Origin of the sequence: Aureibacter tunicatorum (genome assembly GCF_036492635.1) — a bacterium.
Lineage (GTDB): Bacteria > Bacteroidota > Bacteroidia > Cytophagales > Cyclobacteriaceae > Aureibacter > Aureibacter tunicatorum.
The window spans coordinates 434,255-455,929 of the sequence record NZ_AP025306.1 but is presented as its reverse complement, the minus strand read 5'-3'; the positions used below and the strand labels follow the sequence as shown (position 1 = coordinate 455,929).

Sequence of the window (21,675 nt, the reverse complement as noted above, 5' to 3'; positions counted from 1 at the left end):
TTTCTAAATAATTAAAACAAACTAAATATTTTACTTACAAATTTAACCTCGAGACCTACTCCTAATTTCAATGCATCTCCAGGTGTAAACGAACTGTTAACTGTTTCATTCTCTTGATTTACAGTATTTGGATCATGATACAATACATATCCTCCATCTTCATAAACCAATTTGCTTCTCTCTCCTTTGTAATTTGTAAAATACATCACCTTTTGAGAATCCCCAACGACTGTGCTTACGGCCACATGCCTACCAATTATATCTTTTAGTTCAGCTTCAGACAGTTGATCAACACTTGTTTTATTGATCGACTTTAGATATTGATTAACAGCTGAATTTGTTGCTAAAAATACAGTGAATGGTTTATTCTTACTATTTAATAAACTTTTAAGATCATTGTCTTTAGCCAAAACCTTATTCATCATTGCGTCAAACTCAGAATAGTCAGGATCAATTGCCATTACAGCCAACACATTACTAGGGTTAAGAATCTTATCAACCTTATACATAGTGCCATAGTCAGAAAACAAATCTGGTGTAGCTTGTACTCCATCAGCATATACCACTCCATTTTTATTAATCAAGTGCATATTAACTGGTTTACCTGAATCATAAACTCCTTCTGTTGGGTAATATTTTTTGCTGAAATTTTTATCAGATTCATCAATTTTGACAATATGTATACCGATTACTTCATTAATGTCATCTTGACTTATATTGTCCAATGCATCTTGGCCAAATGCATCTACAAAGGCTTGATCCGATGGGATAAAGATGTCATAATTTTGCTTTTTGACATCTTTGAATTCCGAATAAAATTTCGATTTCTTAAAAAGCTTCGCAAAGGTTGAATTTCCATATTGCTTTTCCATTACCGAGCTAATTGCATCATCGCTAGGAGCTGAATCATCGTCATTGCTACATGACAACATTAAAACTGAAGCGATCATGATAAAAAACAAATTTCTTAAAGCGAATTTCTTCATGAGTTTTGATTTTGGTTAAATTTCATCTTCCTTATTATCTCGCTGAAAGAAGCTTTGTTCCCAAAATCACATACTATATTATCATTAATTGCAATGAGAAATGAAATTAAAGATAAATTACAATTTAATAATTATATAATCTCTAATAAGCAAGCTAAGACTTAAGCCTAAAACTGTGAAAATTATACTATGCTTTCACAAGGAAACCAGTCTAAAAAGACTGGTTCTTAGAATTGATAATTATATTACTACTCCTTTGATAAGTAATTTTTGAGCTCCCTCAGAGCCATTGCTAAAAACGGTAACCGATTTTGTGAAAGCTCCCAAATTCTTGGCATTATAGGTCACTTCTAATTCGCCAGATTCTCCTGCAGGAATAGCAGATTTAGTATAACTTGAAGTCGTGCAACCGCATGAAGTCTTCACTTTCGAGATTACTAAAGGGTTATCTCCAGAGTTTTTCACCTCAAAGACAACAGTTACTGGTTTACCTTGAGCTAGCTCACCTAGGTTTTTTACATTTTCATTCCATACAGCCGTAGTCGCGGATGTGCTAACCTTTGACTCATCCAAATCAGATTGTGTTGAGAATGCGGAAGATGACGCAAGCAATGCAACAAAAACGAACATAATTTTAAAAACTTTCATAATTTTAAGTTTTAATGGTTTTAAAATTTATTTAGTCCTTTTCATTTAAGGATAATCAAAGGTATATCGCTACTTCTACAAAGGCTGTTAACAGAATCCCAACATTTGTTAATGACTTGTTAATGTTCTGCGGCAAGCCATATTTTTCATTAAAATTGATTTATGAAAAGAAATAAAATGTACTTTTTAATAGCTGTGGCGCTTATTGGAATCCTAAGCATTACAAGCATGCAGTTTCATTGGCTTAATCAAGCCTTGACACACGAAGAGGAGAAGTTCAACCAAAATGTTCATATCGCATTATTGGAAGTAGTAAAAAAAATATATGATTCAAAAAACATAGACTTGCCGTTGACAAATCCCATCAAGCAAATAAATAAAGAGTATTTCATTATAGATATCAACCAAGACTTTGATCCGAAACTGTTGGACCATTTTCTCAAAAGCGAGTTTGCCTTAAATAATATCAATACAAATTTTGAATACGCTATTTATGATTGCAATTCAGATAAGATGCTTTATGGCAAAAGAATACTTCAAAACGAAACTGCTCAGCGAAGCGAGTATTTCCCCAAATTTGAAAATCTAGTTTACTACTTCGCCGTTCGTTTTCCTGACAAACCTGCATTTCTATTTAGCTCAATGCAGACTTGGTTGACCTTTTCAGGCTTGCTCTTTGTCATCTTGTTGATTTGCGTTTATTTTATTTTCATCATGTTACAACAAAAAAAATATGCTGAATTGCAAAGGGATTTTATCAACAACATGACACATGAATTCAAAACGCCTTTATCATCCATTTTAATCGCTTCAAGATTTCTCCAAAAAAACTACAATAACGCAGAAAATCCACGAGCGTTCAAATACAGCGAAATGATTACTCAACAAGCTTTGAAACTTAACAATCATGTTGAAAAAGTGCTTAATTTGGCAAAATCAGAAAATGAAGCATTAAAACTCAATTTGCAAAAGATTCAAGTAATAAGCTTAATTTCTGAGGTAATTGAAACCATGTCAATGAAATACCCTGAGGCTAGGATCACATTTGACTTTGATATTGATATTCCGGAAAATATCCAATTTGCAATAGACCGAGATCACTTTAGCAATGTGCTTCTCAATTTGATTGACAACTCTATCAAATACTGCGACAATAAACCTATAATTACGATTAAGCTATTCCTTCATAATAATTCGCACAAGCTTTCATTGCTAGATAATGGCATTGGCATACCTCAAAAAAATCTCAAATACTTATTCAAAAAATTTTACAGAGTTCCAAAAGGAAACCAAAATTATGTCAATGGGTTCGGACTTGGACTATTTTACGTGAAAAGAATATGCGATTTACATCATTTTAAAATCAACTTAGAAAGTCAAGTAGGTACAGGTACTTGCGTCACAATAACTCTAGACTAACAAAACATATGAAAAAGAAAATACTATACGCGGAAGATGATAAAACACTAGCTTTTTTAACTTCAGATAGTCTAGAGCAGTTAGGCTATGAAGTTTCTCAACATGAAAATGGCAGATCTGCCATAGACGCATTTCAAAAAAGCCAATTTGATATTTGCATACTGGACGTTATGCTTCCCATAATGGACGGTTTTCAATTAGCTCAAGAAATACGCAAAATTGATCAACAAATTCCTATTATCTTTTTATCAGCCAAAACATTAAAGGAAGATCGTATAAAAGGACTTCGTCTTGGAGCAGACGATTATCTAGTCAAACCATTCAGCATTGAAGAATTAAACTTGAAAATTGAAATATTTTTACAAAGATCTAACAAAACACAAATGCTAGACCCCGAAAGCTATAACCTGGGAAAGCTTTTATTTTTGCCTAAAAAATATCTTCTCGAAACCAGCAATGAATCGATTTCACTCACTCAAAAAGAATCCGATGTACTCTTATTACTCGCCAAAAATCAATCGCTTGTCTTGAAAAGAGAAGAAATATTAGTATCAATATGGGGCGATGATGATTACTTCATGGGTAGAAGTCTGGACGTTTTTATTTCAAGACTTAGAAAAAAATTAAAACATGACGACTCTGTCTCAATAGAAAACCATCATGGCATAGGGTTTCAATTAATAGTCAGTGAAAATTAAGGCGTGGATGCTAACTTTCACCTCCCATAGCATCAATAAGCTCATTACGATACCTGTCGCTGATCGGCAGGTTAAATTCTCCTATAAACAACCGACTGGAATCTATGTATTTAATCTCTGACAAATTAACTAAATATGAACGATGTATTCTACAAAACCCCTGTGACGCCAAAGAATCCTCAACTCGCTTAAGAGCATCATAAACCTTCAAAGGGCCAAAAGTTCTTGTCTGATAGACCACATACTCCCCATCAGCTTTGACAAACAAAATATCATTGATCTTGACTTTGTAAATTTTACGATCAGATTTCAGTGTTAAGCTTGGAAAAGTCTCAATTGTAGGTGTAATAGTTGAATCCTTAATCTGTTTCAATGCATTGAGTTCCTTGACTTTATTTACTGCCATCACAAAACGATTAAATTCAATAGGTTTCACCAAATAGTCAGCTACATTTAGTTCAAAACCTTCAACAGCGTATTGTCTATAAGCAGTTGTTATAATGACATGAGGGGGATTTTTCAAAGTCTTCAAAAACTCCAAACCAGTAATTTCCGGCATATTGATATCCAAAAAGATCAAATCCACTGATTCATTGATCAATGTGTCCATACAGTTGATCGGCGAACGGAAATCTCCAATCACGTCCACTCCTTCCAATCGATCGCAATAAGCTTGAATTAACTTTCTGGCAGGCTTTTCATCATCAACTATAATGCATTTTAAACTCATGACAAATCAAGATCTAATTTTACTAAATACACATTTCCATCTTGACTAATTTCAAGATTATGCTTTTCTGGATACAAAAGCTCCAAACGTCTCGCTACATTTTTGATTCCAATCCCCTCTTTTCTACAATCAATGACTTTATTTTTCGAAAAGCTATTCAGACATGTAAAATAAAAATGATTGTTTTCAGAAAACATCTTAATGTGAACAAAACCTTGTGTGTCTTTATCAACATCTCCATGCTTGAATGCGTTTTCAATAAATGGGATCAACAGCATGGGAGGAATTTTCATACCTTTTTTTACATGCTCATAATTGAAGTAAATATTCTCGATATCCTCATCTTTAAGCAAAAACAAATTGATAAAATTGTTGATATAAGCAATTTCTTTTTCTACCCTTACTAGCTTCTGTCTTGACATATACAATGAATAATCCAGCATTTTAGACAAGACTATAATCGCCTCGGATCCTTTGGGGTCATTCATAATAGTCATTGAATAAATATTATTTAGCGTATTGAAAAGAAAATGAGGATTGATCTGCATCAATAAAAAAGCTTTTTCAGACTCAATCAACATCAACTTTCTTTTGTCAGCTACTTGAGCCTTGCGGTATGAGTAAACAACCAAACTTATCAAAATGCATAATATTGATGGGGCTGTTGTCATCCAGATCATATCTACCCACCAGCTTTTAACATATGTCAAGGATGTATGGCTAAACGCAATATCATAATTAGCTCCCTCAGGTGCATTGAACAATACAAGGTTATTGACAAAAAAACTGATTATCAATAAAAATAGGTTGCCTCCGACATATTTCGAAATATTTGACTTAAAGTACTTCGGTAGAAACACTTGCATGTTAGCATAAAAAATCATCAGCTGAACGGCAATCATCCCAAATGTGCGATATATGGCACTTACCAAATCCGTCAACTGAACGAAAAATGAGAACACGAATAAAGTATATACCAACCAAATTACAGCATCACTAGGTTTTTTCATTTCTTTACTCATTTCCATTTTCAACTAATAGCTTAACATTATGAATCAAAAAATGATCATCATTCATTCGCTATTCTATAAAAAAGCCAACAAATGATGATCTTATTTATTATTCATTTCAATTAGTCATTCGACCAACCACCGCCTAATGCGACATATAAATTTACAACTGATGCAAGTTGCTCTCTTCTCAAGTCCACCAAAGTCAACTCCGTGCTTAATTCATTTTCCTTAGCAGTCAATACTTCAAGATAATTTATCATACCATTTTCCAACAACCTTTCAGATTGCTTGGTAGCGATACGATAAGCTTCATATGATTTCATTTTGCTTTCTATCCTATCCCCTGCGGTCTCATAATTCACCATGGCATCATTTACCTCTTGAGAAGCAACTAAAATGGATTTTTCAAAATTCAATAAAGCCTCTTCCTCTTTAGTCTTTGCTACTTCATGAGCTGTTTTCAATTGTCTTCCATTGAAAATAGGCTGGCTTAAACCTGCCATTAAATTATGATAAAAAGAGTTTGATAAAAGCACTTTAGATATGTCATTACTCATCAATCCCAACCCTGCAGTCAATGTAAGCGAAGGATACATCTCAGCTCTGGCTTTATTTGTCAACTGAAAAGCTTGGATCAAACCTTGCTCTGCGGCTTTCAAATCAGGGCGATTGCTGATCATAGCCAAAGGGACTCCAGTAGTCAAATCATTGCTGAAGCTCTGCTGAGACAACTTGCCTCTTTGAATTTTTTGCGGCGCTTGCCCCAACAATATTGACAAACGATTCTCAGCCAATTGTATTCGACCTGTCAAATCCGATTCGATTTCTTGCGCATCATACAATTGAGCCGCTGTTTGCTTTACAGCGACTTCTGTTGTATTGTTGATTCCTGAAGCTTTCAAAGCCTTGATTACTTTTAAACTTTTCTCTCTGTTTTCAATGGTTCTTCGAGTAATTTCCAATTGCTCATCCAAAGCCAGCAATTCAAAGTATGCTTGCGATATCTGACTCACAAGTTGAGTCATCACAGCTTGTTTCGCTGAAATAGACTGAAGATAACTGGCTTGAAAAGCTTTATTCTGACTGCTGATTTTGCCCCAAATATCCGCTTCCCATGACACATTGGCTGTTAGGTCGAACTGGTTCATATTAAAACCACCCTCTCCAAATGCCGTATTGCTTGAAAACTGTTGCCAGTTTGCATTTGGCCCTACGGACAATGTAGGATAAAATGCCGCTTTTCCTTGTTTTCTATATGCTTCTGCCGCCAAAATACTCTGAAGCGCTATTCGCACGTCATAATTCTTTTCAAAACCTTGCAGAATATAGTGATGCAACAAAGAATCAGCGAAAAATTCATCCAATGGCAACTGAGCCAATGAGGCTGAATCCTCATTATGCTCGAATCTATAGAGTTCATCTGTGTTTAATGACAACTCAGGATCTTGAAACTTTCTTTGAGCCAAGCAAGAGGAAAGCACCCATGCCAGCATGATGAAAAAAGCCCAATATCTATTTTTTCTATTTACTATTTTCATTAGTTCTCAGTTCTATGATTCAACTTCAACTTCCACCTCTTGAACTTTCTTCTTTCCAGACAACCTTTCTTGCAATCCTTGGAAAATCACAAAGAAAACTGGAATAACAAACAAGCCAATAGCTGTTCCAATCAACATTCCTCCAGCAGCACCGGAACCAATAGAACGGTTACTGGCTGCGGCCACTCCTTGTGCCAATACTAAAGGCATCAAACCCAGTATAAACGAGAAAGCCGTCATCAATACTGGTCGCAAACGAGCCTTAGCTCCCTCTTTTGCGGCATCAATCAAACTCAAGCCTTCATTGCGACGTTGCAATGCGAACTCAATAATCAGAATCGCATTCTTGGATAATAAGCCTAAGAGCATTATCAGAGCAACCTGAAAATATATATTGTTTTCCAATCCCAACAACCAAGATGTTAGATAAGCTCCTGCTATACCCAATGGCAAAGACAATACAACCGCGAAAGGAAGTATATAACTCTCATATTGGATTGCCAAGAAGAAATAAGTAAATAAAAGACTTAACAAGAAGATAAAAACCATCTGATTCCCAGCGGCAATTTCTTCTCTGGTTAAACCTGTATAGTCCACTTGATAATTTTCTGGCAAGTGCTTAGCAGCTTCTTCATTAAAAGCTTTGATTGCATCTCCTGATGAGTACCCAGGATTTGCAGTAGCATTCAACGTCACAGTGTTAAACAAATTATACCTGCTTACTGTCTGTGGTCCATTCGTACGCTTCAAAGTCACAAACTCCGAAACAGGAGCCATCACACCGTCCACGTTTCTAACAAAGATTCTTTCCAAGCTTTCCGGATCATCACGATTTTCCGGCTTCGCTTGCACAAACACCTTAAATTGCTTGCCATATCTATTAAAATCAGCCGCATAAATACCTCCTATGAATCCCTGCATAGCGCTCATTACCTCATCCACCGACAAGGCAGCTTCTTTGATTTTAGGGACATCCAATGTCATTTCATATTGAGGGAAATTTGTATTGAATGAACTTGCAACGAATGCTATTTCAGGGCGTTGAAATAAAGCTCCTGTAAATTCTTCGGATACTCTATCCAAGTCCACTAACTTGCCCGAAACTTTATCCATCAACTGAGCTTCAACTCCATTGGTCTGACCAAAACCGGGCACGCCGCCTGGAGCAAAACATATGATCTGAGCATCAGAAATCTGAGAAACAGCTCCATAAACCTGTCCCATGACTGCTTCCAAACTTAAATGAGGTTCTTTTCTTTCATCCCATGGATCTAATACAGCAAAGCCCATAGCATAAGCGCTACCTGAACCTGAGAAGAAATTGCTTCCATTCACGAAAGTATAAAAGTCAATTCCTTCAATTTGGTTCATAATCCCACTTAATTGCTTAGTAACAGATTGTGTTCTGTCTAAAGACGCACCTTCAGGCAATTCAATATTCAAGAAAATAAATCCTTCATCTTCTTCAGGGACAAACCCTGTAGACATTCTCTGATTGATCACAAATATTGTGGCAATAGCAGTCATCAGTATTCCAACACCAATCCACTTGCGTTTCAACATAAACCCTACAGAACGAACATATTTATTCGTCAGCATTTCAAAAGCAATATTGAAAGCTGTGAAAAAACGATTCATATAACCTTTCTTTTCTTCACCTTCATTATGATTCGGTTTTAAGAATAAAGCGCACAAAGCTGGACTCAATGTTAAGGCGTTTACCGCTGAGATCAATACAGCAATAATCAACGTCACTCCAAATTGCTTGTAGAACACGCCTATTGGCCCTTCGGCAAAAGTAATCGGAACGAATACAGCACCCATCACAAGAGTAACCGATACGATAGGCCCACCAATTTCATTCATCGCTGTATTTGTCGCTTCTTTTACATTCGTATACCCTTTTTCTAATTTGGCATGCACTGCTTCCACTACAATAATAGCGTCATCCACCACTATACCAATAGCAAGGATCAAGGCGAACAGAGTCAGCAAGTTGATTGAAAAACCAAAAGTTTGCAAAAAGAAGAAACTACCCACAATCGCTACAGGAACAGCTATTGCCGGTATCACAGTTGATTTAAAGTCTTGCAAGAATATGAATACAACAATAAATACAAGTATAAAGGCTTCAACAATTGTTGACTTAACTTTATCCATTGAGGCTGTCAAAAACTTATCAGTATCGTACACTGGCTTGATTGCCAACCCCTCCGGCAAAGTTTTTTCCATTTCATCGAACTTATCATATAGCAATTGCGCGATTTCGTGCGAGTTGGTGCCCGGTGTTTGATAAACACCAAATGTAATTGTCGGCATGCCTTTCGATACGGAGTTGGAAACATAAGAATAAGCGTCCAACTCAATCGTTGCCACATCTTTCAACTGCAGCAATTGTCCATTATCCAAGCGTCTTAAGATAATAGACTCATACTCCTCTACTTCACGATAACGCCCCTTGTACTTTATCACATACTCAAAAGACTGTCCCGCATTTTGCCCCAAAGTACCCGCTGAAGCTTCAACACTTTGCTCATTGATGGCAGCCGTAATATCGCCAGTTGTAATTCCGTAATTCGCCATCTTCACAGGATCGATCCAAATACGCATTGAATAACCCTTGTCTCCGAATATTTGAACAGAACCAACTCCGTCAATTCTCAACAACTCTGGCCTGATATTGATATTGACATAATTTTGAATAAATACATCATTCAACTCAGAATTTTCAGAATAAACCGATACATACATCAAAGCCGAGTTCTCACGCTTTTCAGTTGTAACTCCCATCCTATTAACCTCTGCGGGCAACACCGGACTAGCCAAAGCCACACGGTTTTGCACGTTTACAGCTGCCATATCTGGATCATATCCTGATTTGAAAAACACAGTAATTTCCACACTTCCATCATTACTGGCTTTAGATGTCATGTACGTCATCCCTTCCACACCATTAATTTGCTCTTCAATTGGAGTGATCACACTTTCAACCAAAGTCTCAGCATTAGCACCAGGAAAACTAGTTCTTACACTAACTGTCGGAGGCGCTATCTCAGGATACATCGTCATTGGCAAAGTTCTCATCGCCAATATTCCCATCAAGGCAATCAATATCGATATTACTGTCGATAGAACAGGCCTTTCTATAAATATTTTAAACATGATACTTCCTTCTTAAGATCTTATTGAAAAACTTGGTCAAATGATTCAACAACTTCTTTGGATGTCGTTGGAACCTTTTCGATTTTCATGCCCGGACGAGCTTTGTTCATTCCTTTGCCGATAATTATATCGCCTTCATCAAGTCCTTTGTTAACAATGACATAATTATCAACTATCTCACCCAAGTCAACTATTGATCGTTCTAATGAATCTTGCGCTGTCACTTGATAAACATACTTTTTATGCTGCATCTCACCAGTAGACATCAAAGGAATCGTCAATACTTGATTGTACTGAGTAGGAATCATTACTTCTCCACTGCTTCCATTTCTCAATACTTTTCTTGGGTTGGGGAATTTAGCTCTGAACTGAACCGAACCAGTCAACTTATTAATGTCTCCTGTTATAGTTTCAATCTTTCCTTCATGCTCGTACATGGATTTGTCAGCAAGCTTAAGCTTAACATTTGGCAAATACTGTATTTTTTCTTCCAATGTCTCTCCATTCAAGTCCTTAGTAAAATGCAAAAACTTCTTTTCGTTCATTGAAAAATACACATATACGTCATCTATGCTAGACACAGTAGTAAGAGCTTCTGTGCTGCTTGGAGACACTAAAGTACCCTCCCTATTTCTTATCTCACCGACAACTCCTTTTACAGGGCTTTTTATCTCCGTATACTCGATGTCTGACAAGATACTTGCATAATTGCTTTTAGCCTGAGCTAAAGAAGCCTCTGCCGCCTTAAGCTGCACAGAACTAATGATATCTTCTTCCACCAAAGGCTTTAAACGATCCACTTCAACTTGGGCAGCTTCGATTGCCGCATAAGCAGAATTAGCATTTTGATCCAAAGTTTCCGTTTCCAACTTAAAGAGCAACTGGCCTTTATTTACCTCCTGGCCTTCGTCTACATAAACTTTCTGAACATATCCCGACACTTTGGCGCGTATATCGATATTTGAAATACCTATAACACTTGCTGGAAAACCAGAGTAACTTACCAAATCCATTTTCTCCACTTTCAAAGTAGGAAACGATTGTAAATAAGCATTGCTTGTTTGACTTCCTTCGCTTGTTGTGCATGCGCTTGAAACTAAAGCCAAGAGCATTACAGCTATCAAAAACCTCATTGTCAAATTCATTTTTATTTTGGACAAATATTTCACACTTGGCAAAAATGTATATATTCAAGCAAATTAAAAACTAGTTTCAGTAAGATCGTGTATTTCTTCAGTGAATGGAAAGTTATACTCTGGGAAAAAATTGGCTAATCAATTTCGAAAATATTAAATGGAACAAACAGGATATAAGTCAATTTTAGAAATGAGAAATTTCAACTGTTCAAAAATTATAAAATAAAAAAGCCTGCCTAAGATTGGCAGACTTCATGGAAACACTTATTTTACAATGTTTATTTAATTTGAAAAATGGCAATGCAATTAGATATATTTCTTCTTAATTTCCTTGAAATTATCAGGATTAACATCCTCGCCAGTCAATGTATGATGTTCAATTGCAATTGCATAGTCACGAATAATTTTTCGAAACCTTCCTTTTGCCAAAGCCCCTGCAAAAGCTGGCTTAGTGCGATAAACCATCGTTAAAGTAATCCTGCATTGATTCTGATTAATTGGAGTGACTTTATAGATAACATAACTTGATGAAGTATCTAAAGGCAAATTGCCTACTGCATTGATTTCCGCTTTGAAAGTATAGTTTTCAGAGTCGAAGTCAACTATTTTTTCTTTAGTGTATTTGCTGCCATCGTCATTCAAACTGCAAATTCTTTCACAACCTTCTCCCGACATAGGACTGCCATCTACATAATGTGAGCTTGCAAGTCTAGGGTGTGATTTAGCTACATCGGCAAATTCCTCTGCCACAACTTTCCATACAGCTTCCGCACTTGCATTTAAAACCCTGTCAACTGTAAAAGTCTGTGTTTTTTTTGACCCGACATCAGCCAAAACAGTTGTTGTTATAGCCAATAAAATTAATAATGTTGCTTTTAATGTTTTCATCATGATCATTAGTTAATTGATACACAAATAAAAGCATCCCTGAACGTAACAAATTGGTCTAAAAGCTCAATAAATAGAAAAATAAGGTCAAAACACAAAAGTTCAGGAAAATGATATTTAATCTCACTTTCTTTTAACCATTCATAATATTGATTAATAGTGTTTAACATGATCAGCTTTCTTATAGTTTCCATAATCATTCATATTTGTCACCCCTCCAGAATAATATAAATGGACATAAAAATCAATTATGATACTTTCTAGTGCTATCAAAGTAAAAACCGCCTATTTTTCTCGAAAAAATTATATTCACATCCTAAATAAAACGAATATTAAATACTTTTTTATCTATTAAACAATGAAAATACCCTTATTTATAATAATTTTGTATCACACTAAAAGTAATAAACGTCAAATTTTAAAGAATGCAAAATTTTATTAAAACATCATTTTTTATTTACATTTTTATCATTTTCTGTTCACTTAATAACGCTTTTGCTCAAAGTCGATTTCATGAAGGCGAAATAACCAATACAAATGGAAAAAAAGAAAAAGGTTATATTTTCATTAGAAAACTAGAAAAAACACCTCAATCAATTGAGTTTAAAAAAAGTATAGAAGATAAAGAATCTACCTCTTATTCATGTCATGATCTTACAGAATTTACTGTTTTAGGAGATAAGTATGTCTCAGCGATAGTAGAATCCGAAATAAGCAGTAGGATAAACAATCTATCTGAAAGTCCTGTATTAGAAACTACTTCTGACACTACGTTCGTTCAAGTTTTGATGGATGGATCCAAAAAATTATATTATTATAAAAATGAAATGGGAAATGAAAATTTCTACATACTCTATGAAGACAACCTTAAACTTCTGACTTACAAAAAATATAGTACTTTCAATAAAGAAACTGAACGAAAAGCCAATGCAGAGAACAAAAGATATATTTCTGAATTAGCCCTATATTTGAATGAATGTCCTAATACATCTGAATTACTAAAAACCACGACTTATAACAAGAAGAATCTATTAAAATTATATAAAAAATATTATAATTGTATTGATGAACCTCAAACTAATTACCCTAAAAAAGAAAAGACCCATATTATAAATATAGGAGCATTAGCTGGTGCTACATTTTCAAACTTAAGCTTTAGCTCTGCTAATCCTTCTTCAAGAGAAAAAGAATATCTTCACCGTGGTAATTTTGAGAATAAACCATCTGCCTTTATCGGAGCTTCATTTGAATACCATTTTCCAATATATAGGAATAAATTGTCTTTCTATAATGAACTATTTTATAGCAGTGCCAGATATAATAGTTCATATACTAATGGAATATTAGATAACGATGTATTTGAATCAACAATTAACATGAATTTTATAAAAATGGTAAACATGATCAGGTTTAGATTTTTATTACCAAATGATCAGAATATCTTTATAAATTTTGGCTATGGTACAAGTTTCACAATCAATTCTGAAAATGAAAAAACAGTGTATAGGGAAAGATTAGGCGAGACAACAATCGAAAAAAGCGAAGCTGTTGATAAAATCCCTAATACAATTCTCTCATTTAACTCTGGTATTGGATATCAATATAAAAATATATCAATTGAAGGTCGCTATGAAATTTCTTATCCACATTATATGGAATCTATGGTATTTTCATCAAAAAATAAAAATTACAACATTGTATTTTCATATAGATTTTTACAAAAAATAAAAACAAAAAAAGCCAAATAGAAATAATGAAAATCAGCTCAAGGCTGATTTTCTTTTATTACAATTCAGTAATAAGCTTATCAAAAGGCAATCTTGATTTGGGAGTGGAAGCGTTAAAATCACTTTCTGTTCGATAACCAATAGCTACCATTGCAACAGAAGTAAAACCTTTTGCTCTTAAATCAAACTCTTCATCAAGCGCTTTTAAATCAATTCCTTCCATTGGCAAAGCATCAACTTCCATAGCAGCCAAGCCTAATAAAAAATTACCAACATTCAAATAAACCTGCTTTTCCATCCAATGCTGAAGATCTTTCAAATCATATCGATGTTTGTCCGTAAATATGTTTCTAGCGCCATAGACCATTCCTTTTATTTCTTCGTCAGGATACCTTCCATCTTTATCTTCTTGCTCTAAAAGTGTCTGCATATACTCCTCGTCAACAACTGTTTTTGAACAAAAAAGAACAACGTGCGAAGCATTAAGTACTTTTGAAGCATTAAAGCTAAAAAAGCCTTCCGTTCCTTTAGCCATTCGAGTTTTGCCTTGATCTGTCTCGGCTATGATAAAATGCCAAGGCTGAAGATTAACGCTCGATGGACTTAGTCTAAGCAACTCTTTCACTTGAAGCATTTTCTCCTCAGAAATTCTTTTACTTCTATCAAACTCTTTGGTCGAGTAACGCCAATGCAATTTTTCAATAATATCCATATTAATTCCTCTTATAATATTTTTGAATTTTTAGTCTTGCAAAATTATTTGAGAATAAGAGAGCCATTTTTTGAGTCTCTTATTTTACTATGCAAACCTACTCTTTATTTATATACATATGATTGTATCAATATTGGTCTTTGAGGTACTAAAAGAGGAAATTCTAATTAAAGAATATATCATTTTAAAAACTTTAATTTAAAGCAAGCCTAATGTTTCTAAAAGGAATTATCAGCAAAAATTTTTAATTTCATAAAACAGATACATTTTTCTAATTCATTTTTAAAAATATTTCAATTAATTGACTTTGGTCATATTATTTGTCTTTAAGAATTAGCACCTTTATATCATAATAAAAAAACAATTGCTTTTAGATACTATTCAATCAATGGAGTAAACATTTTTTATCGGATGTATTAATTTTTCACACCGATTTATGCAATTTTTTGAAGCACTTTTTATACGCATATCCATTTACTCGATTAGAAAATTATGCCGGGCGATGAGTTCGGCATTTTTTTATGGTATAAAGTCTGATAGAAATTAGAAGGACAAAAACTTTATTATCGTATTTTTAGTCCTATTTTAATCAAACTAGCGTTAAATGATTGATTTCAAGAATATTAATTACTTGAAAATTGGCAATGATCGTCAAAAAAGAGCCTATCGAACTTTAAAAGAATATCAACTTTTTGAAAAGCTTAAACTCTATCAACCTATATTAACAGGCACGGTACCTATAGATATAGATATTCCTGAAAGCGATCTCGATATCATATGCAGATGTGAAAATCATAAGAATTTCAGCAAGTTCTTACAGCAAGAATTTTCAAGTTTTAAAAACTTCAAAAGTAACACAAAACGATATGACAATATAGAAACGACTATTTGCAGATTCTCAACACAATATTTCCCTATTGAAATTTTCGCTCAGAATATCGATACTGTGCAACAAAACGCTTACAAACATATGATAATTGAATACAAGCTTTTAAATAAAATGGGGGACAGTTTCAAAGAAAATATTAGATACCTAAAGCTAGAAGGCATTAAAACAGAACCTGCTTTCGCTTTATTATTAAAACTCGAAGGAGATCCATATAAAGAATTGTTGAACTATGAAATATAAATAAAAACGCTCTGTCAAAAGTCTATTTCAACAAAACGTTTTTTTAAATCTAAATACTTCAATTTAATACTGAATTTCAGAAATAATTTGCTTAAGCAAATGAATAAGAAGTACAAAGCATGCCTTGTATTGCTGTCGAAGGATGAGCGCAATTATTTGAATTATGCTTTACGCAATTGCTGCAATCTGAATATTTATGAAGTTCTAGTTTATGGTCAAACCCTTCACAAGTTTGATCTAAGCTCACTAATATTTTATTCACTCTGCAAATGCCGTCTGACAATAGATTGTCACAACTAGCGCACGAATTCGTTTTTTTGATTTCCATGACTAAAAAATTTTCGTTTCACAAATATGTATAAAGGCAAATAGCAAAAATCGCATCTTAGAATCTATCAAAATAAACAATCTAAAGGAATAAATGATTAGACTTAATCCAAAGTTAAAATAAAATTGAAACAAGCAAATAAAATACATCAATAGAACCGCAGAATAGTAAACTCATTCTCATATTATTGAAATGAAGCTACAGGTTCTTTTACTTTCCATAGGGTCAAAGTTGAAACTGTAAAAAAAACGATCATAATCAAATTATAATAACCTCCGATGATGACCGTCCATACATCGCCAGTTAAGAACCCTGATAATGATGGTTTAAAAATCAAAAGAATGCTCGGGAAAAAAACTATCATCCAACGTGGGTATAAAGTTTGCTTTCTGAGAACTTGAATTAAAAATAGCAATGTCAAAAATAGAGCGATAAAGCTTCCCATAGACTCGATTCCTGTAAAAATCTTCCAAGCAAAAGCTGTTGTTTCTTCCAATGGCAAATTGTGCAATGCTGAAATCTTAGCGGAAATGGCCAATGATAAATAAGCGGCATGTTCAATGCCATACATCAAAAATACTGTAGAAAAAAGAGCCGTGATTAAATTTCTAATCACCGGGCTTGATGGTGAAAAAGAATAATAGATATGAAAAACACTCGCTAAATAAAGCCATGTAGCTACAACAGCAATGAAAGCATTTATGTATATTTTGAAATCAGAAATCTGGGTAAGATTATAAAGCATATCGGTACTGCCAGGCACATAATGAAATAAATAATCTCCATAGAATAACATCGAACTCCCGATGATTCCAAGGATTCCTGACAACCTCGCTTTTTTATATGTCACAGTCATAAATGAAGAACACTCTCTCCACTTGGTTGTTTTCTTAAAATAAAATTCAAAAATTTACAGCCAATTGCCAGCAATTATAATTTCTAATATCAAATCACCTTCATATTTTCTAATTGATAATAATGACAATCTTTTTCGCTTTTTTTTCACGAAATTTTGATTTCTTGACTTTTATCATATTAAGTCAATCAGAGAAGATGCATCTTTATATCAACAAAACGGACTAAAGCTTTTAAATCATATTTCACATTGCAGAGTAGATATTTTTTTATTGTTTGTTAAATTTTTTGGACTGAATTTATAATGCAATTTTTTGATCATTATTTTTTAAAGGCATAGTGTATATACTCATAAAAATAACGCCGGGCATCTTGCCCGGCTTTTTTGTTTACTTTAAATAATTGCTTTAATGCTAAAGCTTTTTAAAATTTAAATAATAACAAAGATGAGAAGAAAGAAAGTAAATTGGCAAGTTTGCACTAAAATCGAACGTAATATGACCATCGAATTTATCAAAGATGCTATCGATAAGTCAAGCGGATACATATTTAATCACAGCATGTTTTCCGATCTTGATTTGTCAATTTGCATAGAAATTGAAGAAAGAGATGTGCATGATCTGCTTCTTGAATTTTCTAAACTGCTAGAAGTAAACACTAAAAATATGGACCAAATCAATTCGAATTCCTCAAAAGACATGTTTGTTTACTTGCAAATATCATTTTTAAAAGGGAAAGGCGACTTAATCAATAAAATTCCAGATGTCCCCGGATAGAATACGTGCCTGATTAATATTTATCAATTATTCTGCGATATGTATTCACTCCTTTCATTCAAATTCAAGCCATAGCCAGTCTGTTGTATTTCAATATTAAATTTAATTTTCTGAGCTTCAAACTTACATTTCTGACAATAGTCATTTTATTTGTGTATATAATTTAATATTTAGTTAGTAAGAATTCTAAAAAACATTGGAAATAGAAAATTCTGAAAATGCAAACTAAATTCTTGAATTAACAAATATAATATGGATGATATATTCGAAAAAATCAGATCGTTAAATCCTCATTATTCAAATGACGGGGGTATTGATGCATGGGAAGAATTATATGAAATTATTTTACAAGAAATAGACTGTTTGGAATTGAGAGAGCTATTATATGATGATTTCAAATTTTACAAACAAAAAGGCTTCCAAGTTTTTAATGAATATATTTCCATAAACAACTCTCCTTATTTAAATGATAAAACAAATAAAACAGTCATAATTGAATTCGATAGTATTAGAAATCATATAAGGTTCAACTATGAATTTAGCGAAATGAATTCGGATATAACTATTTTATCTTTTTTAAAAGTATTGCCAAATTTTAATGCCTATGATTTGAGAATACAAAAAGCGATTACGCTTTATTGGGCAAAATATATTAAAGCTATTTATTCTCATGAGCTTGATTTTAATCCAATGTTCTCATTTGACACTTTTAGTATTCAAATTCTATTGAATAGCCGAATTGAATATTCATGGTTGATTCATAATGAATCCGATACATTTATCACACCCTAATCTTTATATATTTGAGTCATACAAATCAGATATATTATGTTAATTAAATAGGTGATATTAGTTAAAAATGCTAAAAAAGTTATATTTTACAGCAAAATAAGCTATATTTAGATCTAAATTGTGGAATTAAGCATTAAGTTTATATTCATTTACACCCAAAAATCAATGAAAATAAAGTCTTTAATTATTCTCAGCTTGATTATTACTGCTGCCACTAGCTTCACATATTTCATTGCTCCAAGAATAATCACTGAAATAAGAAATCCTATTTTCGAATTAGCCAAATCAAAAAAATTCAGCCCAAAGATAGATGATTTAAATCTTGAAAGAGATAATGTCGAAATTCTTCAATTTAAAACTCATGATGAGATAAAACTTTCGGCATTCATAAGTTATACTGATAAAGAAGAAATTAAGGGAACCATTATTTTGCTGCACGGAATTCGATCTTCCAAAAAGCATTTTAAAGACCTCTGGTCTCGGCTTGCAGATTTGGGCTACAACTCCATCGCACTAGACCTTAGAGCACATGGAGATAGCGAAGGTCAACATTGCACATTCGGAGCAAAAGAAAAAAAAGATATATCTTCGTTAATTGATAATCTATTAATGAATCCAAGAATTGATAAAAATATTGGTATTTGGGGTCAATCATTAGGAGGAGCTATTGCTCTGCAAGTATTGGCATATGACAAAAGAATAAAATTTGGCATCGTCGAAAGCACATTTTCAGATTTAAAATCGATCATTCATGATTACTTCGAATACCATGCAGGTTTTAATATTAAATACTTGACCAATTTCCTAATCCAAAGGTCGGGTGAAATCGCAGGTTTCGATCCAGATGCAGTAATTCCACTTGAAGATTGTAAAAACATTGAACAACCCATTCTCTTGGTTCATGGCAATAAAGATCAAAGAATCAGCATTAAATACGCGCAGATGAATTTTACTAATATAATTAGTAATCTAAAAGAATTTCTTGAAATTAAAAATGCAAACCACTTGAATGTCTGGCGTATTGGCGGCAAAGATTATTTTTATAAAGTTATAGGTTTCATTAAAAAGCAAACACTCGTAAATCTTGACCAATTAAACTCGGCTGAAGTCTTGGAAATAACTCCGAAATAGTCGCTCTGGGAACCAAATGCCATTTTCTCTTTGCAAGCCCATGCTCTTCTCTTACTGGATTTTCAAATTGCTCAATAACATAATGTTCTTCATTATTTCTCCAAGGAATTAATTTAGGATCTTGTTGATAATACTCCTCCATTACTGGTCTGCTTACACCTTCAGCATTATTAAGAGCATGTCCTATTTCATGAGCAAAAACCAAAAATCCAGTCAAAATTCCTAAAGGCTTTAATCCTTCCGCTGTAAGCTCCCAATCATTTTCTCCTTTTTCTTCACTTTCTTGACAAGGCATAGCCTTCCAGCTATCTGTATAACATACATCTTGAATATCATTCTTGTCATAAATACTAAGTATTATATTTGTCGCAGAAGCTCTGCCGGGCTCAATAGGCTTAAAAGGATCTGACAGATCAAAATCACCTTTCCACTTGCCCTTGATTTTATCTCTGAACAAAAAATAACTTTCTTTCGCTTGTGATTTTTTAGCAGTAGATGGTCCGACTATGATCGACTTTGACGCATTTGCTGCTCTTTCTATAAGTTTTCTTCCTTTAGGACGGCTCATAAGACGCAACATATGAGAATGCACTAAATGTTCAAATCCAAACAATCTTTGTCTGTACCCTTCCTTGTCAAAATTCTTTCCTGTAATATTCAAGCTCGTTTGGTTATTTACAATAGCTTGCCAAAGTTTATCATTATCCGTTTGCTCCTCAGCACTGATAGTGTCGCGATCTTTAGTCCATAATCTATATTGTTGGGAAACAAGTTGTTGCGAAAGAAAGACATGTTCCTTATGTAGTTCATTCAAAAAATAAAGCATGCTTGAAGCAAAAGGGGCATGCTCGTTCAAATCACTGATTTTGCCATCAAGCCATTCGTAGGCCATATGCTCCATCTTATCTATCAAGTCAAATAAATAATGCAACAACCATTCATCCTTATCCCTGTAAAGACCATGCTCGAAAGACATGAACCACATAGCTTTTAAAGACCGACTTCGATTAAGTTCCTCTCTTTGAATGCATATTCTTTGATACTCATCCAATGACTCCTCTAAATCATACAATAAAGGGCAAACTTCCAGCCGTTTATCAAATAATGCCGAATCAAGTTCTCTTTGCTTATGTTGAAAATCAGATCGACTCAGCAATGCTTGGATAGGCACAGATTTAGTAAATGCGGACGCAACAGGCTTCCTTCCAACACCATTATTCAATGTCAAGCGCTTAAAAGAATGAGCTAATTTTCGATCCGATCTGAACATACACATTAACAAGACTGCTTAATAGCAAAAAATGTTAGTTATATTCCATCAAACACTGCAACAGCTCTAACAGGTGAACCAGTTCCTCCCCTGATCTTCAATGGAAAACCAATAAACCTAAATCGGCCTTTTCCAATCAACTCATGCAGATTAATCAGGTTTTCATAATGCGTAAAACCCATCTCTCCGCATATCAAATGCGCTTCTCTATTTGATACTTTCCTTACTCCCGGAGACATCGTTTCGACGCCAAAAGCGGAAACTTCTTTTTCTCCCAACCATCGGACAGCTTCTGCTGATAAACCAGGGCCAAAAGGCCAGTTTTCACTATCGTAATGCTTTCGATAATGATCCGTATAAAACAATACGGTATCTCCTTTTTCAATGACTAGATTCATTTGCTCGCAAGCATTTTGAATCTCATGAATTTCAATAAGCTCATTAAGTCCTTTATGTGAAAAATCCAGACAAATCCCTTCCGTATAGAATAAGCTCAAAGGCATAGTATCAATGGATTGTCCTTCATATTCTTTGGACATATGGTTCAATGCATCAACATGAGTCCCTGTATGCTCTCCAAGCTCAAGTTTATGAACAGCTGGCGTTTTTTTCTTTGGATTTACTTCTCCACCCCATTCTTCATGAGAATTATGAATGTTCATTTTCACTTGAGGCAAATCTTTAAATACAGGCATTCCCTCATAAATCTCTTGGCTTAGATCTATTATCTCAATCAT

20 protein-coding genes are annotated in these 21,675 nt (G+C 33.9%); 7 read left to right on the top strand and 13 right to left on the bottom strand.

What is annotated here, in order from left to right; genetic code table 11:
- Nucleotides 1–11: 11 nt before the first annotated feature.
- Together AABK36_RS21895 and AABK36_RS21890 are read right to left on the bottom strand one after the other, a co-directional pair.
- Nucleotides 12–986 (bottom strand): fasciclin domain-containing protein, encoded by a 975-nt coding sequence (locus AABK36_RS21895; protein WP_309941052.1) that lies wholly within the window; start codon nucleotides 984–986, stop codon nucleotides 12–14.
- A gap of 240 nt (nucleotides 987–1,226) precedes the next feature.
- On the bottom strand, nucleotides 1,227–1,634 hold the full coding sequence (locus tag AABK36_RS21890) for a DUF1573 domain-containing protein (protein WP_309941055.1): 408 nt from the start codon (nucleotides 1,632–1,634) through the stop codon (nucleotides 1,227–1,229).
- A 162-nt stretch (nucleotides 1,635–1,796) separates the two neighbouring features.
- Between AABK36_RS21890 and AABK36_RS21885 the strand changes: the two genes are divergently transcribed.
- Together AABK36_RS21885 and AABK36_RS21880 are read left to right on the top strand one after the other, a co-directional pair.
- Nucleotides 1,797–3,053 (top strand): sensor histidine kinase, encoded by a 1,257-nt coding sequence (locus tag AABK36_RS21885; protein ID WP_309941058.1) that lies wholly within the window; start codon nucleotides 1,797–1,799, stop codon nucleotides 3,051–3,053.
- Between the two features lie 8 nt (nucleotides 3,054–3,061).
- On the top strand, nucleotides 3,062–3,751 hold the full coding sequence (locus tag AABK36_RS21880) for a response regulator transcription factor (protein ID WP_309941061.1): 690 nt from the start codon (nucleotides 3,062–3,064) through the stop codon (nucleotides 3,749–3,751).
- A gap of 10 nt (nucleotides 3,752–3,761) precedes the next feature.
- Here the strand turns inward: AABK36_RS21880 and AABK36_RS21875 are convergent, their stop codons facing one another.
- The 6 genes from AABK36_RS21875 to AABK36_RS21850 all read right to left on the bottom strand — a co-directional run bounded on the left by AABK36_RS21875 (nucleotide 3,762) and on the right by AABK36_RS21850 (nucleotide 12,221).
- Complete coding sequence (locus AABK36_RS21875; RefSeq protein ID WP_309941064.1) at nucleotides 3,762–4,481, bottom strand: LytR/AlgR family response regulator transcription factor; 720 nt, start codon at nucleotides 4,479–4,481, stop codon at nucleotides 3,762–3,764.
- Entirely contained in the window at nucleotides 4,478–5,491 is a 1,014-nt protein-coding gene (locus tag AABK36_RS21870) for a sensor histidine kinase (RefSeq protein WP_309941067.1), read from the bottom strand. Before AABK36_RS21870 ends, AABK36_RS21875 begins: the two co-directional genes overlap by 4 nt.
- A 122-nt stretch (nucleotides 5,492–5,613) precedes the next feature.
- A complete protein-coding gene (locus AABK36_RS21865; RefSeq protein ID WP_309941070.1) occupies nucleotides 5,614–7,032 on the bottom strand; it encodes an efflux transporter outer membrane subunit in 1,419 nt (472 codons plus the stop codon).
- Between the two features lie 12 nt (nucleotides 7,033–7,044).
- Nucleotides 7,045–10,194 (bottom strand): efflux RND transporter permease subunit, encoded by a 3,150-nt coding sequence (locus AABK36_RS21860; RefSeq protein WP_309941073.1) that lies wholly within the window; start codon nucleotides 10,192–10,194, stop codon nucleotides 7,045–7,047.
- Between the two features lie 20 nt (nucleotides 10,195–10,214).
- On the bottom strand, nucleotides 10,215–11,327 hold the full coding sequence (locus AABK36_RS21855) for an efflux RND transporter periplasmic adaptor subunit (protein WP_309941076.1): 1,113 nt from the start codon (nucleotides 11,325–11,327) through the stop codon (nucleotides 10,215–10,217).
- A gap of 309 nt (nucleotides 11,328–11,636) precedes the next feature.
- Nucleotides 11,637–12,221: an SRPBCC family protein gene (locus AABK36_RS21850; protein WP_309941077.1), complete on the bottom strand. Its 585-nt coding sequence runs from the start codon at nucleotides 12,219–12,221 to the stop codon at nucleotides 11,637–11,639.
- 422 nt (nucleotides 12,222–12,643) lie between these two features.
- Here AABK36_RS21850 and AABK36_RS21845 point away from each other — a divergent pair, with 422 nt between their 5' ends.
- On the top strand, nucleotides 12,644–13,966 hold the full coding sequence (locus tag AABK36_RS21845; protein ID WP_309941078.1) for a hypothetical protein: 1,323 nt from the start codon (nucleotides 12,644–12,646) through the stop codon (nucleotides 13,964–13,966).
- A gap of 37 nt (nucleotides 13,967–14,003) precedes the next feature.
- Here the strand turns inward: AABK36_RS21845 and nfsB are convergent, their stop codons facing one another.
- Nucleotides 14,004–14,657, bottom strand: coding sequence for an oxygen-insensitive NAD(P)H nitroreductase (nfsB, locus tag AABK36_RS21840; protein ID WP_309941080.1), 654 nt, complete (start codon nucleotides 14,655–14,657; stop codon nucleotides 14,004–14,006).
- Nucleotides 14,658–15,261: 604 nt separating this feature from the next.
- Here nfsB and AABK36_RS21835 point away from each other — a divergent pair.
- Complete coding sequence (locus AABK36_RS21835; RefSeq protein WP_309941083.1) at nucleotides 15,262–15,786, top strand: DUF4269 domain-containing protein; 525 nt, start codon at nucleotides 15,262–15,264, stop codon at nucleotides 15,784–15,786.
- A 91-nt stretch (nucleotides 15,787–15,877) separates the two neighbouring features.
- Here the strand turns inward: AABK36_RS21835 and AABK36_RS21830 are convergent, their stop codons facing one another.
- Together AABK36_RS21830 and AABK36_RS21825 are read right to left on the bottom strand one after the other, a co-directional pair.
- The gene (locus AABK36_RS21830) at nucleotides 15,878–16,114 is read right to left on the bottom strand and encodes a hypothetical protein (protein ID WP_309941084.1); all 237 of its coding nucleotides are present in this window, start codon (nucleotides 16,112–16,114) and stop codon (nucleotides 15,878–15,880) included.
- A 184-nt stretch (nucleotides 16,115–16,298) separates the two neighbouring features.
- Nucleotides 16,299–16,970 (bottom strand): DUF6796 family protein, encoded by a 672-nt coding sequence (locus AABK36_RS21825; RefSeq protein ID WP_309941085.1) that lies wholly within the window; start codon nucleotides 16,968–16,970, stop codon nucleotides 16,299–16,301.
- A gap of 445 nt (nucleotides 16,971–17,415) precedes the next feature.
- On the opposite strand from AABK36_RS21825, the gene AABK36_RS21820 reads away from it, so the two are divergent.
- The 3 genes from AABK36_RS21820 to AABK36_RS21810 all read left to right on the top strand — a co-directional run bounded on the left by AABK36_RS21820 (nucleotide 17,416) and on the right by AABK36_RS21810 (nucleotide 19,668).
- Nucleotides 17,416–17,745, top strand: coding sequence for a hypothetical protein (locus AABK36_RS21820; RefSeq protein WP_309941087.1), 330 nt, complete (start codon nucleotides 17,416–17,418; stop codon nucleotides 17,743–17,745).
- Between the two features lie 252 nt (nucleotides 17,746–17,997).
- Entirely contained in the window at nucleotides 17,998–18,537 is a 540-nt protein-coding gene (locus AABK36_RS21815) for a hypothetical protein (RefSeq protein ID WP_309941091.1), read from the top strand.
- A gap of 165 nt (nucleotides 18,538–18,702) precedes the next feature.
- A complete protein-coding gene (locus AABK36_RS21810; protein ID WP_309941092.1) occupies nucleotides 18,703–19,668 on the top strand; it encodes an alpha/beta hydrolase in 966 nt (321 codons plus the stop codon).
- Here AABK36_RS21810 and AABK36_RS21805 read toward each other — a convergent pair.
- Nucleotides 19,598–20,944 (bottom strand): hypothetical protein, encoded by a 1,347-nt coding sequence (locus AABK36_RS21805; RefSeq protein WP_309941094.1) that lies wholly within the window; start codon nucleotides 20,942–20,944, stop codon nucleotides 19,598–19,600. The two genes, AABK36_RS21810 and AABK36_RS21805, sit on opposite strands and share 71 nt — an antisense overlap.
- A gap of 32 nt (nucleotides 20,945–20,976) precedes the next feature.
- Nucleotides 20,977–21,675 (bottom strand): cyclase family protein, encoded by a 699-nt coding sequence (locus AABK36_RS21800; protein WP_309941097.1) that lies wholly within the window; start codon nucleotides 21,673–21,675, stop codon nucleotides 20,977–20,979.

Coding starts and splice junctions, on each gene's coding strand:
- AABK36_RS21845 (WP_309941078.1), top strand. CDS start 12,644: ATGCAAAATTTTATTAAAACATCATTTTTTATTTACATTTTTATCATT.
- AABK36_RS21895 (WP_309941052.1), bottom strand. CDS start 986: ATGAAGAAATTCGCTTTAAGAAATTTGTTTTTTATCATGATCGCTTCA.
- AABK36_RS21830 (WP_309941084.1), bottom strand. CDS start 16,114: ATGGAAATCAAAAAAACGAATTCGTGCGCTAGTTGTGACAATCTATTG.
- AABK36_RS21890 (WP_309941055.1), bottom strand. CDS start 1,634: ATGAAAGTTTTTAAAATTATGTTCGTTTTTGTTGCATTGCTTGCGTCA.
- AABK36_RS21815 (WP_309941091.1), top strand. CDS start 17,998: ATGGATGATATATTCGAAAAAATCAGATCGTTAAATCCTCATTATTCA.
- AABK36_RS21860 (WP_309941073.1), bottom strand. CDS start 10,194: ATGTTTAAAATATTTATAGAAAGGCCTGTTCTATCGACAGTAATATCG.
- AABK36_RS21870 (WP_309941067.1), bottom strand. CDS start 5,491: ATGAAAAAACCTAGTGATGCTGTAATTTGGTTGGTATATACTTTATTC.
- AABK36_RS21835 (WP_309941083.1), top strand. CDS start 15,262: ATGATTGATTTCAAGAATATTAATTACTTGAAAATTGGCAATGATCGT.
- AABK36_RS21820 (WP_309941087.1), top strand. CDS start 17,416: ATGAGAAGAAAGAAAGTAAATTGGCAAGTTTGCACTAAAATCGAACGT.
- AABK36_RS21800 (WP_309941097.1), bottom strand. CDS start 21,675: ATGATTGAGATAATAGATCTAAGCCAAGAGATTTATGAGGGAATGCCT.
- AABK36_RS21855 (WP_309941076.1), bottom strand. CDS start 11,327: ATGAGGTTTTTGATAGCTGTAATGCTCTTGGCTTTAGTTTCAAGCGCA.
- AABK36_RS21805 (WP_309941094.1), bottom strand. CDS start 20,944: ATGTGTATGTTCAGATCGGATCGAAAATTAGCTCATTCTTTTAAGCGC.
- AABK36_RS21850 (WP_309941077.1), bottom strand. CDS start 12,221: ATGATGAAAACATTAAAAGCAACATTATTAATTTTATTGGCTATAACA.
- AABK36_RS21885 (WP_309941058.1), top strand. CDS start 1,797: ATGAAAAGAAATAAAATGTACTTTTTAATAGCTGTGGCGCTTATTGGA.
- AABK36_RS21865 (WP_309941070.1), bottom strand. CDS start 7,032: ATGAAAATAGTAAATAGAAAAAATAGATATTGGGCTTTTTTCATCATG.
- AABK36_RS21810 (WP_309941092.1), top strand. CDS start 18,703: ATGAAAATAAAGTCTTTAATTATTCTCAGCTTGATTATTACTGCTGCC.
- AABK36_RS21880 (WP_309941061.1), top strand. CDS start 3,062: ATGAAAAAGAAAATACTATACGCGGAAGATGATAAAACACTAGCTTTT.
- AABK36_RS21875 (WP_309941064.1), bottom strand. CDS start 4,481: ATGAGTTTAAAATGCATTATAGTTGATGATGAAAAGCCTGCCAGAAAG.
- nfsB (WP_309941080.1), bottom strand. CDS start 14,657: ATGGATATTATTGAAAAATTGCATTGGCGTTACTCGACCAAAGAGTTT.
- AABK36_RS21825 (WP_309941085.1), bottom strand. CDS start 16,970: ATGACTGTGACATATAAAAAAGCGAGGTTGTCAGGAATCCTTGGAATC.